The sequence below is a fragment of the Adlercreutzia muris genome (genome assembly GCF_008831045.1).
In the GTDB taxonomy this organism is placed as follows: domain Bacteria; phylum Actinomycetota; class Coriobacteriia; order Coriobacteriales; family Eggerthellaceae; genus Adlercreutzia; species Adlercreutzia muris.
In genome coordinates this window covers 1-15,677 of the sequence record NZ_WAJS01000044.1, presented here as the reverse complement: position 1 = coordinate 15,677, position 15,677 = coordinate 1, and the positions used below count along the sequence as shown (strand labels likewise).

Genomic DNA, 15,677 nt, shown 5'->3' with positions numbered 1-15,677 from the left:
GGCCTGATCATCAACAACCCGCACCGCCCGCTGCCCGAGCCGCAGCGCGCCATCTTCGAGGCCAACGACTGGCAGATCGTCGAGGCCGCCGACCCGGCCCACACCGAGCCGCCGGCGCTGTGCTACTCCTCCGTGTGGCTGTCCATGAACTGCCTGGTCCTCGACCCGAAGACCGTCATCGTGGAGGCCTCCGAGGTGCACCAGCAGGAGCAGATGGACAAGCTGGGCATGAACGTCATCCCCTGCGACCTGCGCGACGCCTACCCGTTCGGCGGCGGCCTGCACTGCTCCACCGCCGACGTCTACCGCGAGGGCGAGTGCCTCGACTACTTCCCGAACCGCGTCGAGGATCCCACCCTCGTGCGCCCCGAGATGTGGAAGTAAGTTTCGCATTACCTCTGCGCGAGAGCGTTTGCAAGGAACCCGCTTCGGCGGGTTCCTTTTTGTTAGGAGTCTTTTCAAAAAATTGTGCACTTGCGTAATTGGATTTTCTCGTCTGCACAAAAGGCCTGATGTGGTAAGGTGTAAAGCTAAGTCAGGGCATTATTGAAAGGAGAAGCCATGACCGCTTTCTACGTGACACCCGAAGGGGCGGGTGATTCCCATGAGTAGCACAACTCCCGTGAAGAGCACCACCTACGCCGAGGCTACCGAGGCGGAGAAGCACGCCGTTCTGCGCAAGGTAACGGGGTCTTCCTTCCTCGGTAACTTCATCGAGTGGTTCGATTACGCGAGCTACTCCTACCTTGCCACTGTTATCGCGTTGGTGTTCTTCCCCGACGACGATCATACGGTAGCCGTGATGATGACCTTCGGTGTGTTCGCCCTCTCGTTCCTCGTGCGCCCGATCGGCGCAATCTTTTGGGGCAACATGGGCGACAAGAAGGGCCGCAAGTGGGCACTGTCGGTGTCTATCCTGCTCATGAGCGGCGCTACGTTCCTCATCGGCTGCCTGCCGGGCTATGCCGTGCTGGGCGTGGGCGCGCCTTTGCTGCTGTTGCTGCTGCGCATGGTGCAGTCGTTCTCGGCGGCTGGCGAGTACGCTGGTGCGGCCACGTTTATCGCGGAGTACGCCCCGCACAATCATCGAGGCTTCTATTGCTCCATGGTGCCGGCCTCCACGGCCACGGGTCTGCTGGTCGGGTCGCTTCTGGCCACGTTCATGTTCTCGGTGTGGGGCGCCGATTCTGCCTTCGTGGTGGACTGGGGCTGGCGCATTCCGTTCTGGCTGGCACTGCCGCTGGGCTATATTACTCACTACATCCGTACGCATCTGGAGGATTCCCCGGTGTACGCCCAGATGCAGGATCGCATGAAGGAAATGGGCGAGAAGGTGGAGCACCCCATCCGTACCCTGTTCAAGAAGCACTTCAAGGTGCTGATCATCTCCTTCGGCGCCTGCGTACTGAACGCCGTGGGCTTCTACGCCGTGCTCACCTATCTGCCGAACTATTTGGAGACGACGCTGAACTACCCGGCGAGCGAGGCTTCTATCATCACCACCATCGTGCTGATCGTCTACATTGCCTTCATCTTCCTGTCCGGGCGCATTTCCGACAAGTTCGGGCGCAAGAAGATGCTCGTCGGCGCCTGCGTGGGCTTCATCGTGCTCACAGTGCCGGCCTTCATGTTGCTTGGCACGATGAATTTCGGTGTGATTCTTGTAGTGGAGCTGGTGATGTGCCTGGTGCTGACCATCAACGACGGCACACTGGCCAGCTACCTGACCGAGACGTTCCCGACCGACGTGCGCTATTCCGGTTTCGCGCTCAGTTTCAACCTGGCCAACGCCATCTTCGGCGGCTCGGCCTCGTTCATCTCGTTCTGGTTGATCGATGCGACGGGCAATGCCATCGCTCCGGCCTGGTACATGGTGGCCATCGCGGTTATCGCGCTTGTCGCCATGCTCATGACCCACGATCATTCCGGCAAGAAGCTCGACGACGTGAAGTAGGCTTTTCGGCGCCGTTGGCGGGAAAGCCTGCGGTACCGTGGTTATGCGAGATTGGCTGGCTGGCAAGGGACCCCGCATTGCGGGGTCCCTTTGTGTACGGGATGACCGACGGGCCGCGGGGATGGCTAGCGCGCCGCAGGGGAAGGCTGCGAGGCCTGCGGGGACGGGCTGAAGCCTGCCAGCCGAGGGGCAGGGAGTCGGGGATGGGCCGGATGTGTCCCGGTAGCCCCGGTGGCTTGGATGGGGATCGCCAAGTTTTCGCAGGGCGCCCGGGAACGATGGGGAAAGTGGCGCCCTATCCCCTGAGGGCGCCGTCCTGCTCGAGGCGGCGCTGTGGTGGCTCCGTGACGGTCTTCGGGTAGCGCGGGGTGCGGGTGAGGCGCCAGGTCCAGAAGAGGGCGACGAGCGCCGTAGCTCCGGCGAAGAACGGATCGACGGGGCAGAAACCGAGCGTGCCCAGGGCGATGGCGCACAACATGATGGCTCCCAGCACTGTGCCATCGAAAAGGGTAAAGCGAGCAGCACGGTTGCCAGCATCGCCCTGCGGGCTGGTGATGCCGCCGTCGTACGCAAGCCCCGCATCATCGGAGCCATCCTGCGCTGTGACAGTGGGGATGGGGTCGGAAAGCTGGGCGGCGACACGGTTCTGCAGTATGCCGCTGCCATCGGCTGCGCAAAGCAACCCTGCCGCTTCGGTGTCGTTTTGCGCTGCGGCATCGCTGCCGCCGTCACCGGCTTGCAGCCAGGGGGCATTGGGCCAACCGCTGTCCGCAGCTGCGCCCTCGCGCTGCTCGCATTCGCTCTCGCATGGGACTTGACGGCGCTGGCGCAGACGGCCGAGACTGTAGGCCGAGGCCATCAGCACCATGAGGGCGAACAGGATATGCAGGGGGCACGCCCCCAGGATGCCGCCGGTCTGGGGCAGCTGGCTGATGTGGTTCGCCAGGGCGGTGCGATGGCCGCTGGCAGCGCTGCCCTTGCCGCTCGCGCCCCCGCCGTCGGCCGTTCCGGCCCCCAGCGTGCCGTCGGCCGTGTCGTCGCGCACGGTGATGGTCAGGCGCAGGGTGGTGGTGTTGCCGGCGGCGTCGGTGAAGGTCTGCTCGGCAATCCAGGTGCCGGGCCGGCTGCGGTCGATGGCCTCTGCGGGATTGCCCGCGCTGTCGAAGAGGCGTACGGGGCTGCGGCTAATGGTGCGGTCGGTGAGACCCGTGCCCACCACGTAGCGCTCGTCAATAAGTTGGGCCATCATGTCGGGTGTGACGGGTTTCGACGAAGTGGGCAGCGCCAGCTCATCGTGGATCACCGCATGGGTGAGGCCCGATGAGGAGTCGGTGACCACCTCGGTGGGCGTGAGCGGCTCAGGTGCCGTGGCACCAGAGCCGTCGGGCTTCGGGGTGATCGTGGGGAAGGTGGGCGCCGTGGGGCCGGGGTTCGGGCCGGGATTAGGATCGGTATCGCCCGGGCCCGGCATGTCGGGCTTATCGGGGTCGGGCTTGACGGGGTTGTCGGGATCTCCCGTACCAGGATTGCCAGGATTGTCGGGGCCATCCGGGTCGCCGGGGCCCGGGTCGCCGGGGCCATCGGGTCCGTCGGGATTGTCGGGGCCATCCGGGCCGTCGGGGCCCGGGTCGATACTGGGGTCTCTCACTTCGAAGGGGGCGCTCACGTTGCCGGCGGCGTCTTCTGCCACGTAGAAGCCGGGCTGCACGGCGGGAAGAGTCTCCCGGGCATTGCCCTTTCCGTCGGCGAGCGTGAAGGCCCATTCGGTTCCCTCGGTCGCCGGAGATGCCGCAGTGTTGTCGCCCTCGGCTCCGAATGCAGTAGCGCCGGCGCTTGCGGGTGTCACGTTCTCGGCAGTCAGGGGCCGGCCGTCGGCCTTCACCTGGCGTACCTTCCACACGCCCGAGGTGGCCTTGCCCGAGCCGGCCGCGGCCTCGTCGCTGGCGGTCAGCGTGTTCGCGTCCGCGTCCCAGGAAAGCGTCGGTGCCTGGGTATCGATGCGGATGGTATCGGTGCCCTTGCTGGACACGGCGCCCGACGCGCTGGACGCTTGCAGGGTGATCGGCAGCCCGTCGGTGTCGTCGGCGCGTACCCACGCCTCGCGGTCGCCCAGCTCGCCGAGGGCGGTTCCGTCGGCTGCCGCTACGGTGAAGCGGTCGAAGTCGCCGGCGTAGAACGTCACGCGCACGGGCGAGGTGGCGCTGTTGTTCCACCCGTTCTCGTTTGCCCGGGGCAGGCGCGTGTAGTGGAAGTCCTTGCCTGCGCCGGAGGCGGGATCGTCGGGGTCCACGTCGTCGGGCGCCGGCTTCAGGGGCTGCTCGGCCAAAAGCTCCACGGTCTTGAACTGGCTGCCTTGGAACGAGTCCTCCACCAGCTCGTGGCTGACGGTGACGGCTTGGCCGCCGGCTTGGTTCACGCGGGCGTAGTAGGTGACGTTGACCGCCTGGTTGCCGGTGAGGGTGATGGGCACGCCGTTGGCACCGGAAAGCGTGTTGGGGCCCGCCGCCGTGGCCACGGTGGAGCCGTTCACCTGAAGGGGGTGGGTGCTGTCGGCGAAGGGCTCGATGCCCCGGGTGGGGTTGGCTTCGGTGTCGGCCAGCTTCAGGTGCATGCCGAACTGCTCGCTGTAACCGCCAGCCGATGCCGCCGTGTTGCGATTGCGGATGGTGCAGCGCGCCTGGACCACCTCGTCGCGCTCGAGCACGTCGTCCTCGCCGACGAGGATGTCGTAGGCGTCGGTGGCGTCGTTGTAGCGGTATAGCGTGATGTCCGAGATCTCGGGATCGAGGTTGGGCAGCGTCATGGAGTCGAAGGTGGCCTCGAGCTGTAAGTTGGCGGGAGCCGATGGCTGGGGCGCGCCAGCGCTGGTGGTCCACTCGATGATTCCAACAAAATAAAGATAGGCGCTTGTTCCGAGATTTGTCCTCACGCTGGGGACATCGAGCGTGGAGCTCCCCACCTTCAATGTGGCCCGATCGGTGCGCGCATTGTAGGCGAACGACATTTGCTGTTTCCCCAGGGGCGCACTTGGCGGATTTTTAGGTGCATCTTTCTCCATGCCGTTGACTATTTCGCATAAGTATATGGTGGTGGCGGTTGAACTGGTGGACGAGCGCCATTCGGTCTTGTAGTTCCATGCGTAGCCCGATGAGGAGCTTAGCTCGGGTCCCCGGATGAATCCAGGGGCGAATTTCATCATGATTCTATCAATATTTTGATAAGAGAATCCGATGGGCAATCGTCCGCTGAAGCGAATCTCCCAGTTATGAAGAAGCGAAATCTTGTCGGTTGATACGAAACCCGTGGCACTTCCCCAGGCGCCGTAGTTGGTGTAGTGGCTATCATCGAGGGTCGAGGCCATGCGCATGGTGGATCCTTGGATAAGCGCCGGCTCGCCGAAGAGGTTGGTGGCTTTCAGGACCTTCGAGTAGTCTGTGGTGCCTGTGAGGGCCTCGGCGGTGCGCGGCGCGACGCCCTCGGTTGCGGGCAGGGCCGGCAGCAGGGCCACCGCGAGCAGGGCGGCCAGGGTGGCAGCCAGGGCGCGGTGGCCGAGGCGTGCGACGGCGGCGGTTGCGGGCCTGCGGCCCTGCGCTAGTGGTGCGCCGCTCCGCGTAGCGGCTGCTTCCCTTCTCTTTCCCCAGGTCATGATTGCCTCCTTGTGCAGGTTCCGTGCTTCCCCCGAGGGGGCGGAACGGGTGAATAGACAAAAATCCTGAGGGTTAATCAACCTGTTGGGGAAAATGGCTCAAAAAGTTCGGTATTTTTCATCGCTGGCGACTTCTTCGCGGCATGGGATCGAGGGAGTGCTCTGCCGTGACGCATGCTTTCTTGCGGTATCGGGGTCGTGCTGCTTCCAGCAAGAGGGCCCGCAAGAGACTTGGGAACCAAATCCCTCGTTTGCGCCAGGGTATTCGCTTCTGGTGTCAGAAACAAGGGGTTTGGTTCCCCTGAAAACGTCGGTTTGGTATCGTTGGCGGCAAAAGCCCAGGTCGCGTTTGGCTCAAAACGCTCCTTTGGTATCCGAAGGGGAACCAAACTCGCCATTTGAGCCCCTTTTGCCGGCTGCGCTGTCGCAAAAGGGCGGTTTGGTTCTCGGATTGCATCGGACGCTCGGCGATGCGCTATAATGCGCGGCGAGTTGGGCGGGGCGACTCCGTTTCGGCGGGAGCCCGTGATGGATGTGGCGAAGATGGCGTGGCGAAGGGGGCGGCAGTGCGCGAGGCAGGGCGACGACGGGATGTGGCGACACTGGTGCGCGCGGCCCAGGCTGGCGATCGGCGCGCGTTCCACGAGTTGTACCTGCGCACGGCCCAGATGCAGTATTTCGCCATCGTGGGCCGGGTGGGGCGGGAAGCGGCGCCGGACATCCTGCAGGAGCTGTACCTGGTGGCGTGGAGCAACCTGGATGCCATCGAGCCCGCCGCCTTCGTGGGCTATCTGAATGCCACGGCACGGAACTTGTGCAAGCGCCATTTCAAACGGCAGGGCACCAGTAAGATGCCGCTGCCCACCGAAGACGAGATGCTGGAAGCGGCTGGCGCCGAGCGTGCGGTGGTGGCGCCGGCGGCGGCCGACCCGGCCCAGCGGGCCGACGAGCGCGACGAGGCGGCGCGATTGGCGCGGGCCCTGCGCGAGGAGCTAACCGACCAGGAGCGCGATGCGGTGCTGATGCGCTACTACCAGGACATGAAGCTGGACGAGATCGCGGCCTCGCTCGCAGTGTCGCGGGCCACGGTAAAGCGCATCTTGAACCGGGCGCTGGCTACGCTGCGGCGCAAGATGGGTCTGCTGCCGCTGGCGCCGGCGTTCTCGGCGCTGCTGGAGCAGGCGGTGGAGGTCGATCGGGCTCCCGACGGATGGCTGCGCTGCGCGCGCGTGCCGTCGCGACGGGGCCGGGATGGGGCGACGAAGCTGGTGGGTGTCGCGGCCGTGCTGCTGGCTGTGGGCGCCGTGCTGTTCGCCGCAGGGGCGCCGCGTCCCGAAGTGATCTTCGAGCAGCCTGCTCCCTTGGCCCAGCCCGCCGTTGCCGACACCCAAGGTCCCGTGCTGGTGGAGAGCGACGTTCGCGATGGCGTGACCGTCTTGCGACTTGCCGACGAATCTGCCGTGGTCGAAGTGTACTGCCTCGCCGCTGACGGCCAGCGCTTCGAAGCTGCTCCGGAGCGGGCGGCCTCCGAGAGCGCTCCCTCTGCCGCCGAAACCCTCTGGCATCTGGAGCTCCCCACCGGCACCTACGAGCTGCACGCTCGCGATGCGGTCGGCAACCAATCGGTGGGAACCCTTGCTGCTGCCGTAACCCCCGACGCGTTCTAGCCTGGTTCCGCCTTGCGCAAAGCGGGGGGGGGGTGCTCTTCTGGCGCTCATGGGCTTCGGCGAGTTTCGAAGAGGTCCCCGCAGTTTACTTGCGGGGGCCTCTTCGCTGGGAGGAGGGATGGTCGGCCGGGGTGCGGGACTACTGGGCGGCCTCTGCCGGGGCCTTCACGCCGGGGAGGTTGTTGGACTCGGCCATGGACAGCCAGCCCTCGGGCACTTCGGCCTGGGCGTGGCACTGGGTGCAGTACATGACCGAGGCGCGATGGGCCTTGTGACAGGTGGTGCATTCAAGCTCCTCGTGGTGGGCCCAGTGGGAGTTGTAGGTGCCCATGTCGGCCGTAAGCTCGTAGAGGTCGTCGCGGGTGAGGTTGTGGCAGCTCTCGTTCAGGCACAGTTCGTCGGCCTGGCGACCCGATGCCTCGGTGAGCTCGCTGGCCGTGCGCTCGACGAGGGGGAAGCCGTAGTTGCCGGTGACCCATGCGGCGCCCTATCGTGGCCATGGGCGCGCGCCTGGGTGTCTATCTGCTGCAGCCGTGGGCGAGCGTTCTGGCGCCGACGGCCGCCGTGATCGCCAACGCTATCTGCTTCGCGGTGCTCTCCCTCTGCGTGCGGTCGCTTGTTGCCCGTCCGCTGCGCGAGACCGCATGCTCCGAGCCTCAGGCCGAGATGGCCGTGGCGCACCCCCAGTCGTTTCTGCCGACGGGTCACTTGCTGTTCGTGGCCATCTTCGGGCTCACCCCGCGCGAGAGCGAGGTGTTTGCGCTGCTTGCCCAGGGACGCACGGTGGGGGTTATCCGAGAGAGGCTGGTCATCTCGCTGAACACGGCCCGGTTCCACACGAAGAATATCTATGCGAAGTTGGGGGTGCATTCCCAACAGGAGCTCATCGATCTGGTGGAGGATTTCGAACCGTCCGCATAAGAGATGTTCGGGTCCTGAGGCGCAACAGGGCGTCGTGGTCGCCAGGGCGCGAAGGGCGCTACGGGAGAACCCCTGCAAGGTGCAAGAAACCCCGCTGCCGAAATGAGGGCTGCAGCGGGGTTCTTACCTCAGAGGGCCTGCGGGTAGGGCGACCGCAGGATGTGCGGGGGCGGTTAACGCCCGGATGTTAGCGGATGATGACGGGCCAGTCGCTCATGGTGGGCCTCCTTGGATTCGGTGCTTTCGATGGCTTAACTATAGGGTTCCTCGGCTCTATTATCAATATCTAAATTTCTAATAATAATTTGGATAGAAAATAGTAGTAGCTAAGACAGAAATTGATAGCAGTAGAAGCAGAATCTAATATTTACTTTGTCAATAATTGTTCATAGCATCAGTGAGCTTTGATAATATGGGCCATGACGCGAGCAAGGGGCTGCGGCTATCCCGAGGGGGTTTCCATGGTTCGAGGATCGAAAGACAGAGAAGCGAGGGGTGGGGCGGCTGCGGAGAACGCCGCCGAGCGCCCGCAGTTGGCCGTCGATGACGTGGTGGCGTTCATGAGCCATCCGGTGTTCTACGAGCTGCGCACGGCGGTGGATGTGGGCATTCTGCTGTTCGACGACCTGGACCGCTTCGAGCTGCCCGCCGGATACTCCAAAGAGGATATGTGGCGCATCCTCTTCTCTATCCGCAAGCAGGCGGCGGTCTACATTCCCGAAGATCCCGAGCGCGAGGTGGACATGTGGATGGTCACCACGAGCTCTCTCTCGTTCAATTCCGAGATGCTGGAGGTGCGCTCGAAGGTGGACTCGTCCCTTGAGCGCTCCCTGCGCGAGATGCAGGGCTCTCCCTTCGTCACCCGGTTCATTGAGCGCACTCTGGTGGGTGGTCTGCTCGCCGAGGGCATCGTGGCCGACGAGGATCGCGTGCACGAACTGTTCACCGGCGCCGCTCCGGCCAACTCGGTCGATCAGCTCATCGCCAACTACTTCTGGCTCTCCAACGAATGCGACAATCTGGCCCGGCGCGAGGTGACCCACGGGCTCATTGAGAATCTCTACTACGGGCTGATCGAGGGGGTCGACGTGGACGAGCTGCCCGAGCGCGTGCTGGCGCCCTTGGATCCGCAGCTGCCCCCGCCGCAGTCCCAGGTGCTCATGGATCTCGTCTGCACTCGGGCCCGGGAGGTGGGCGACGACATGCGCTTCGGCCCCGTGCTGCGCATCATCAACATCACCTGGTTCTTCCGCTACTTCAACGTGCTGCCGCAGCTGAACGTGCTCGTGGGCCTGCTGCTGCGGAACATCCTGGCCCTGAAGTGGGGCCTGCCAGTGCTCAGCTGGCTGCCCGAGGGCTTCGACCCGAGCCTGCCCGATGCGCCGGTGGACGCCCGTCGCCATCAGGCGGTGTTCGAGCACTGGTCCACTGATTACGGCTTCGGTTTCGATTTCACCCCCTACTTCGAGCTGAACCTGCGTCTGTACCTGCGGGAGCTGGAGCGCCTGGCCGTGTCCATCACCTATCTGGAGCAGCTCAACGAGCAGATCGAGCGCATCTTCGAGTCCCATATCAACCCACGGCAGAAGTCCATTCTGGCGGCGCTGTGCCGCGAGCCGGGAGCCATTTTGCGCATCGCGCCGCACCAGCGCACCTTCCGCATCGCCTACGGCACGGCCCGGGCCGACTTCCTCGGTCTGGAGCGGGAGGGCTATCTGGTGCGCGAGCAGGAGGGCCGGGCCTTCGTCTTCCGGGCACACCCCGACCTGCAGGGCAAGATCGTCCAGCTGGGGGCCGCGGTGGTCGACTCGGCGGAGGCGACGCTGGGGAGTGGGGCCGTTGTAGTATCCTGAGGGGAAAGCACAGAAGAGCCGTTGCGGGCACCGTGCAGAGGGAAAGGAAGCGCCATGATTAACGAGAAGATGTACGGGCTCGGCGACGAGCCGAGCGCCATTCGCGAGCTGTTCGCCTACGGGCTTGCCCGCAAGGCCGAGATCGGGGCGGAGAACGTGTTCGACTTCTCCATCGGCAACCCCTCGGTGCCGGCGCCTGCCCTGGTGCGGGATACGCTGCTGGAGCTTTTGGGGGGCGATCCGGTGGCGCTGCACGCCTACTCGCCGGCTGCGGGCCTGCCCGAGGTGCGCGCGGCGGTGGCCGCCTCCATTGCCGAGCGCTACGGCGTGCCGGCCACGGCGGCCCATGTGTACCTGACGGCCGGCGCGGCGGCGGCTTTGGCCGCCTCCATTGCGGCGGTGACCGAACCGGGTGATGAGGTGGTGGTCATCGCGCCGTACTTCCCCGAGTATCGCACGTGGATCGAGGCGGCGGGCTGCGTCATTGTGGAAGTGCCGGCGGCCCAGCCGAGCTTCCAGCCGGACATCGAGGCGTTGGCCGCGGCCATCGGGCCGCGCACGAGCGCCGTCATCATCAACACGCCGAACAATCCTGTGGGCGCCGTGTACACGCGGGAGAGCCTGGAGGCCCTGGCTGATCTGTTGCGGGAGAAAGAGGCGGAGCTGGACCGGCCCCTGTACCTCATTAGCGACGAGCCCTACCGCGAGATTGCCTACGGGGCCTGCGTGCCCTGGGTGCCGTCGGTGTACGAGCGCACCATCGTGTGCTACTCCTATTCCAAATCGCTGTCGCTGCCGGGCGAGCGCATCGGGTGGGTGTATGTGTCCGATTCCGCCCCCGACGGCGATGAGGTGACCGTGGCCGTGGCCGGCGCCGGCCGGGCCCTGGGCTATGTGTGTGCTCCGGTCATGCTCCAGCGCGTGGCCGCCCGCTGCGTGAACGAGCCCTCGGATGTGGCAGCCTACGCCGAGAACCGGCGCCTGCTGACCGAGGGGCTTGCCGCTCTGGGCTACGAGTACGTGGAGCCCGACGGCGCCTTCTACCTGTGGGTGCGGGCGCTGGAGGAGGATGCGGCCGCTTTCTCGGAGCGGGCGAAGCGGTTCGAGCTGCTCATCGTGCCCTCGGACAGCTTCGGCGTGGGCGGCTGGGTGCGCCTGTCCTACTGCATCGCCCGCGACGTCATCGAGCGCTCGATGACGGCGTTCGCCGCCTTGAAGGCGAGCTACGAGGGGTAGGGGTTGCTGCGCCCCGGAGGCGGGGCGTCGAAAACAACGGGCGCGGCTGCCGTAAGGAATGGGGCGGCCGCCGAAAGATGGCGAGCGCGGCTTTCGCGAGGGGGCCGCACTCGGCGGTTCTGGAGGGCTAGCGGAGCCGTCGGGAGAGCCAGAGCAGGACGGGGCTGGCGATGGCCAGCGCTATGAAGGTGGCTATGCGGCCGAAGCTGGGATCTTTGTATCCGATGATGAATACGCCGAGGCAGAAGGCGGCCATGACGGCGCAGAGGATGCCGAGCCAGCGCAGGTAGAGGGCCGCGCCCGTCGGGTTGCTGGATTGCTTATTCGATTGAGTGCTCATGGGCCTTCGCTTTCGATGGACGGGCAGGGCGCGGCATGTTCGACGCGCCGTTCGCATCATAGGGCTGAAGCGGGCTCGGTGCAACGGGCAATGCCCTTAAGAGCCCCAGGTGGTGAGATATTCCAGAATCTCCTGGCGCGAGTGCAGGCCGCACTTGCTGTAGATGCGCTTGATGTGGCTGTGGGCGGTGGCGGGGGTGATGTAGAGCGCTTCGGCCACCTTCTTCTGGGTGTGCCCCAGGGCGTACAGGGTGAGCACATCCACCTCCCGGTCGGACAGGAGGAACTGCTCGCCCATGGCGCGGACGCGCTTGCGCAGCGATGCGCTGATGATGCCGTCGGCATCGGAGGCGGCTGCCGAAGGAAGCGAGGCGCAGGAGGCGGTGCCCGGATCCGCCGCGGGCGCGGGGGCATCCGGGCTGGCGGCGCGGGGGTGCTCGGGCGAGCATCCGTCGGTGCAGCGGATACAGCGCTGGGCCTGGGCCGCCGTTACCGCTTCGAGGGCTGCCTTCTGCACGGCGGCCACGGCCTCGGCTACCCGGGCCGCCTCGTGCTCGGCTGCATTGCGCGTGACGGCACCGAGGGCCTCTTCGGCCGCCGCAAGGGCTTCCTGGGTGCGATCGACGTTCTGCTGCGCCCGTTGCAGGTCGGCCTCTGCCCGAGCCTCGCGCTCCTCGGCCTGGGTGGCAGCCTCGCGATGCTCGGCCAACAAGAACTGCACGAGCACCACCTGTGCCGACAACAGGATGAGGGCGCCTAAGAGCGCGGTGATGAGCAGATCGTTGCCGGTGAGGGGATAGGTGAAGTGCAGGGCCATGCGGGCGACCGATCGCGAGCCGAAGCAGATGATCCATCCGCCCATGGCGTAGTAGTAGGGATCGCGGTCGCCGAAGCTGGTGAACGCGATGATGACGTACCAGCAGTAGGCGCAGATTATCACGTTCAAGGTGTTCACCAGCACCGCGCCTATTTCCCATTGGAAGGGAAAGGCGCCGAACAGGATTAGGGAGCCGGCAGCGAGGCTTTCCATGACGAGGAAGATGCCCACGGTCATGACGCGCTCGCGTCGGCGCACGACGAGGATAGCGAGCAGGGCGCACAGGATGATGGCGCAGGCAGCGTAGGCCAGGCGCGTGGCCGGGGTGAAGGGGATGGGCAAGCCGTCGGGGTAGCCGCGCAAAAAGCCGTCCACGAAGCTGAGGAGCCCCATGCCGGCGGTGCAGGCCACGAGAAACCGCGTGTCCTGGATGTGGCTGCGGGCGAAGGTGAAGAAGGTGCGGGCCCGGCGGTGCAGCCGCTCGACGGCCAGTCCGTCACGTAGGGCGGCCGGCCCCAATAGGGCGAGCTGGGCTAGGATGAGCGCCGCCCCGATGATGTTCTGGCCGCGCACCGGCAGAAACGACAAGGGATAGACCAGCGCCTCGCTGATGATGAAGGCGCTGAAGACGAACAGCGCCGCAGTGACCTCGTCGGTGCCGCGCAGGCAGCGCAGCCAGTAGAACATGCACAGGGACAGCGCGACGGTGCTGAGCACGCTGAGGACGAAGGCGGTGGAGGCAAGGGCGGCATCGGTGTCGTCCAAGACCGAAAGGGCCATGGAGGCCGCCGCAGCTCCCACGGTGCTGGCGATGAAGGCCCACTGGACCGTGGTGTCGTTGAGCACTCGGTGGGATCGGATGGCCACGAGCAGGGTGAGACCGAACAGAAGGCAGGTGACGAGCATGGCACCGTCGGTGAAGATGCCGTCGTCGGTGGAGGCATAGCTGCCGTAGCAGGCCACGATGAGCGCCGTGCGGGCGCACACCATGCCGGTGAGCATGGGCCAGAACGTCTTGAATCGGCTGATAAGGCCGGCGAGCATCGCGCCCACGATTCCCCCTTCTCTTCCTGAAAATGATGACCTGTTGACTCCATGATAGTGCTTGCGCGGCGGTTTCTGTCGCTGCTTCCATCTTGTTACGTATTTGCAAAATGACATCGCCTGAAAGAGGGGAATCTGCGCGAAAAGGTCATGGTAGGCTGGAATAAACCCCGGGGAGGGCCGAGATGAGTGACCGCGGGCCTTCCGTTGCGTTGTCGAGAAGGAGGTCGCCCTATGAGCGAGCGAGATGTCTACCATGAGCCGCCGACCCGCGTGCTGCTGCGCACGGCCGACGCCTATCAGACCGAGTCGATGGACGAGGTGGCCGGCTACTCCGAGCAGCTGCTGTCCATTGTGGCCGATTACCGCAACGGCGGTCGGCCCGAGGGGTTCAACGCCCAGGCCATGGTGGGCAAATCGAAGCGCGGAGAGGTGGCGTTCCGTCTGTTCGCCCGCGTGAATCCGGTCACGCGCGTCATTGAGGCGGCGGGGTTCAAGACGCGAGGCTGTCTGGCCATGACCGGCTGCGCCAGCGTGACGTGCACGCTCGTCGAGGGGCGCACCCTCCAGGAGGCGCTGGCGCTGACGACCGACGAGGTACGGGCCGCAGTGGGCGGCGTGCCCGCGGGCAGGGCGAACACGCTGGCATTTTCCGTGGAAGCGGTGCGGGCCTTGGTGGGCGACTTTCTCGTGCGGGAGGGGGCCGGCCTTGAGGAGCTGGACGCTATGGTGCCCTGCGACCTCTACGGGGTGGATTGCCTGATGTGCGAGCATTGCTCCCTGCGCGATACCCGCAACGATATGCTGATGAAGTTGCTGGAGGATTAGGGACTCGAAGGGGGGCAACCCTACCGGGTAAGGTCGCCCCACGTTTCGGAAACGGGATGGCCTTGCCCGGCAGGGCGTCCCAGCGGGAGGTGAGCGCTGTGCGCGAGGAAGACGAGATTCGTGCGGCGGTGATTGCTCTGGCCGAGGCCCAGGCCGCCGGCGAGGACGTGTCCGCCGAATTGCCCCATGGCGAAGTGCCGCTCGGCGAGGATGCGAGCGCATCGCCTTTCAAGGAAGGGGTCTCCGAGGACGAGCGGCGCGATGAGGCCATAGCCCTGGTGCTGGAGGCTGTGCGCGAGGCATCGCGGAAAAGCCGTCTGAGCCGGCCCTGCGAGTGGGCAGCGGCTGGCCTCGTGCCCCCGGCCATGACGGCCGAGGACGTGGAGATGGCCGTCTACGAGGCGCTCATGGAGCACGGCGAGCCGGTGCCCGAGGGTGCCGGAGCGGCAGGGGAGGGGTCGGCCCAGGCGGTTCGGCCCGTGAACCGGCATGTGCACTCCGCCTTCTCCTCCTCCAACGGCCGCTGCGTCGGTGCTTCCCCCTTCAAGCGCAAGGACAATCCCGCGAAGGAGGAGATGCCGGCCGAAACGGAGTCGCTGGCCGACTCCCCAACAACGGAAGAGTGTAGAGGAGATGTCGGGCGTTCCGACCGAGCGAGTTCCGCAGCGACTGGAACAGCCCAGTGGACTGTTCCGCCAAGCGAGGACTGTCTGAGCGAATCGGAATGTCCGGCAGCTCCGACCGAGGTGAGCTGCCCGAGCGAATCAGAGCCCCCGGCTCCATCGGCCGAGGAAGCGCCGCAATCGGAAAACTCGACCGAGGGGGTCTCCCCGGACGCAGCTGCGCAAACCCCCCAGTCTCCCTACGACTGCGCCCATATTCGCTTGCTCATGGGCGCTTCCAGCTACTACCTCTACGACGCCTCCGCCATGACCGATGCTTACGCCCGCTGGGCCTTCCTCGCTGCCGAGGACGATCCGGTAACCACGTTCATCGAGTGCGTGCGCGAGGAGTCGGCGGTGTATCCGCGCCCCATGGCTCGAACGAGTCTGGCCAACGAGCCCTTCTCTATGGGCGCTGAAGCCGTAGAGGCCGCCTTTGCCGACGCTCGCGCCCAGGGCCGTGCCGATGACATCGAGCGCGCCTGCGCCTCCAATGGCGATGTGTATTTCTACTCTACCCGCTTTCTCGGCTCCCGCCGGGCCGAAGCCCTCGCCGAGTGGGACGCCGTCGAGCGCCTTCGCAACGTCTAAGAAGCCGCAGCCTCCCTCCAAGCGTTCGGCGTAGCACCAAACACCCCTTTTCCGACAGACGTGGACAGCCCCCACCGGCGGCCCCCCGCGAGCATCTCCCCCGGCACGCCTCTTATACA

The 15,677-nt window shown here is 65.5% G+C and carries 10 protein-coding genes and 2 pseudogenes; 8 read left to right on the top strand and 4 right to left on the bottom strand.

Features of this window, described 5'->3' with window-relative positions:
• Together F8D48_RS10535 and F8D48_RS10530 are read left to right on the top strand one after the other, a co-directional pair.
• Positions 1-384 (top strand): annotated as a pseudogene (locus F8D48_RS10535) (serine/threonine protein kinase); the annotation flags it as partial.
• 220 nt (positions 385-604) lie between these two features.
• Entirely contained in the window at positions 605-1,954 is a 1,350-nt protein-coding gene (locus tag F8D48_RS10530) for an MFS transporter (RefSeq protein WP_151431910.1), read from the top strand.
• A 295-nt stretch (positions 1,955-2,249) separates the two neighbouring features.
• Here F8D48_RS10530 and F8D48_RS10525 read toward each other — a convergent pair whose 3' ends face one another.
• Entirely contained in the window at positions 2,250-5,600 is a 3,351-nt protein-coding gene (locus tag F8D48_RS10525) for a hypothetical protein (RefSeq protein ID WP_151431908.1), read from the bottom strand.
• A 566-nt stretch (positions 5,601-6,166) separates the two neighbouring features.
• On the opposite strand from F8D48_RS10525, the gene F8D48_RS10520 reads away from it, so the two are divergent.
• Positions 6,167-7,267, top strand: coding sequence for an RNA polymerase sigma factor (locus F8D48_RS10520; RefSeq protein WP_170272804.1), 1,101 nt, complete (start codon positions 6,167-6,169; stop codon positions 7,265-7,267).
• A 139-nt stretch (positions 7,268-7,406) separates the two neighbouring features.
• Here the strand turns inward: F8D48_RS10520 and F8D48_RS10515 are convergent.
• Positions 7,407-7,667 (bottom strand): annotated as a pseudogene (locus tag F8D48_RS10515) (cytochrome c3 family protein); the annotation flags it as partial.
• 77 nt (positions 7,668-7,744) lie between these two features.
• Here F8D48_RS10515 and F8D48_RS10510 point away from each other — a divergent pair.
• The 3 genes from F8D48_RS10510 to F8D48_RS10500 all read left to right on the top strand — a co-directional run bounded on the left by F8D48_RS10510 (position 7,745) and on the right by F8D48_RS10500 (position 11,277).
• Positions 7,745-8,188 (top strand): helix-turn-helix transcriptional regulator, encoded by a 444-nt coding sequence (locus tag F8D48_RS10510; RefSeq protein ID WP_151431902.1) that lies wholly within the window; start codon positions 7,745-7,747, stop codon positions 8,186-8,188.
• A 461-nt stretch (positions 8,189-8,649) separates the two neighbouring features.
• A complete protein-coding gene (locus F8D48_RS10505; RefSeq protein ID WP_151431900.1) occupies positions 8,650-10,041 on the top strand; it encodes a hypothetical protein in 1,392 nt (463 codons plus the stop codon).
• 54 nt (positions 10,042-10,095) lie between these two features.
• Entirely contained in the window at positions 10,096-11,277 is a 1,182-nt protein-coding gene (locus tag F8D48_RS10500; protein ID WP_151431898.1) for a pyridoxal phosphate-dependent aminotransferase, read from the top strand.
• A gap of 127 nt (positions 11,278-11,404) precedes the next feature.
• On the opposite strand, the gene F8D48_RS10495 is transcribed toward F8D48_RS10500, so the two are convergent.
• Positions 11,405-11,617, bottom strand: a complete 213-nt coding sequence (locus F8D48_RS10495; protein ID WP_151431896.1) for a hypothetical protein — start codon at positions 11,615-11,617, stop codon at positions 11,405-11,407.
• Positions 11,618-11,713: 96 nt separating this feature from the next.
• The gene (locus F8D48_RS10490; RefSeq protein WP_240806319.1) at positions 11,714-13,477 is read right to left on the bottom strand and encodes a helix-turn-helix transcriptional regulator; all 1,764 of its coding nucleotides are present in this window, start codon (positions 13,475-13,477) and stop codon (positions 11,714-11,716) included.
• 234 nt (positions 13,478-13,711) lie between these two features.
• Between F8D48_RS10490 and F8D48_RS10485 the strand changes: the two genes are divergently transcribed.
• Together F8D48_RS10485 and F8D48_RS10480 are read left to right on the top strand one after the other, a co-directional pair.
• Entirely contained in the window at positions 13,712-14,305 is a 594-nt protein-coding gene (locus tag F8D48_RS10485) for an iron-sulfur cluster assembly scaffold protein (protein ID WP_151431894.1), read from the top strand.
• A 56-nt stretch (positions 14,306-14,361) separates the two neighbouring features.
• On the top strand, positions 14,362-15,558 hold the full coding sequence (locus F8D48_RS10480) for a hypothetical protein (protein WP_151431892.1): 1,197 nt from the start codon (positions 14,362-14,364) through the stop codon (positions 15,556-15,558).
• Positions 15,559-15,677 lie beyond the last annotated feature (119 nt).

Bases quoted from the DNA above. Each gene is read 5' to 3' on its own strand.
- F8D48_RS10530 (WP_151431910.1), top strand. From the start codon at position 605: ATGAGTAGCACAACTCCCGTGAAGAGCACCACCTACGCCGAGGCTACC.
- F8D48_RS10490 (WP_240806319.1), bottom strand. From the start codon at position 13,477: ATGCTCGCCGGCCTTATCAGCCGATTCAAGACGTTCTGGCCCATGCTC.
- F8D48_RS10500 (WP_151431898.1), top strand. From the start codon at position 10,096: ATGATTAACGAGAAGATGTACGGGCTCGGCGACGAGCCGAGCGCCATT.
- F8D48_RS10525 (WP_151431908.1), bottom strand. From the start codon at position 5,600: ATGACCTGGGGAAAGAGAAGGGAAGCAGCCGCTACGCGGAGCGGCGCA.
- F8D48_RS10510 (WP_151431902.1), top strand. From the start codon at position 7,745: ATGCGGCGCCCTATCGTGGCCATGGGCGCGCGCCTGGGTGTCTATCTG.
- F8D48_RS10485 (WP_151431894.1), top strand. From the start codon at position 13,712: ATGAGCGAGCGAGATGTCTACCATGAGCCGCCGACCCGCGTGCTGCTG.
- F8D48_RS10480 (WP_151431892.1), top strand. From the start codon at position 14,362: ATGGCCTTGCCCGGCAGGGCGTCCCAGCGGGAGGTGAGCGCTGTGCGC.
- F8D48_RS10495 (WP_151431896.1), bottom strand. From the start codon at position 11,617: ATGAGCACTCAATCGAATAAGCAATCCAGCAACCCGACGGGCGCGGCC.
- F8D48_RS10505 (WP_151431900.1), top strand. From the start codon at position 8,650: ATGGTTCGAGGATCGAAAGACAGAGAAGCGAGGGGTGGGGCGGCTGCG.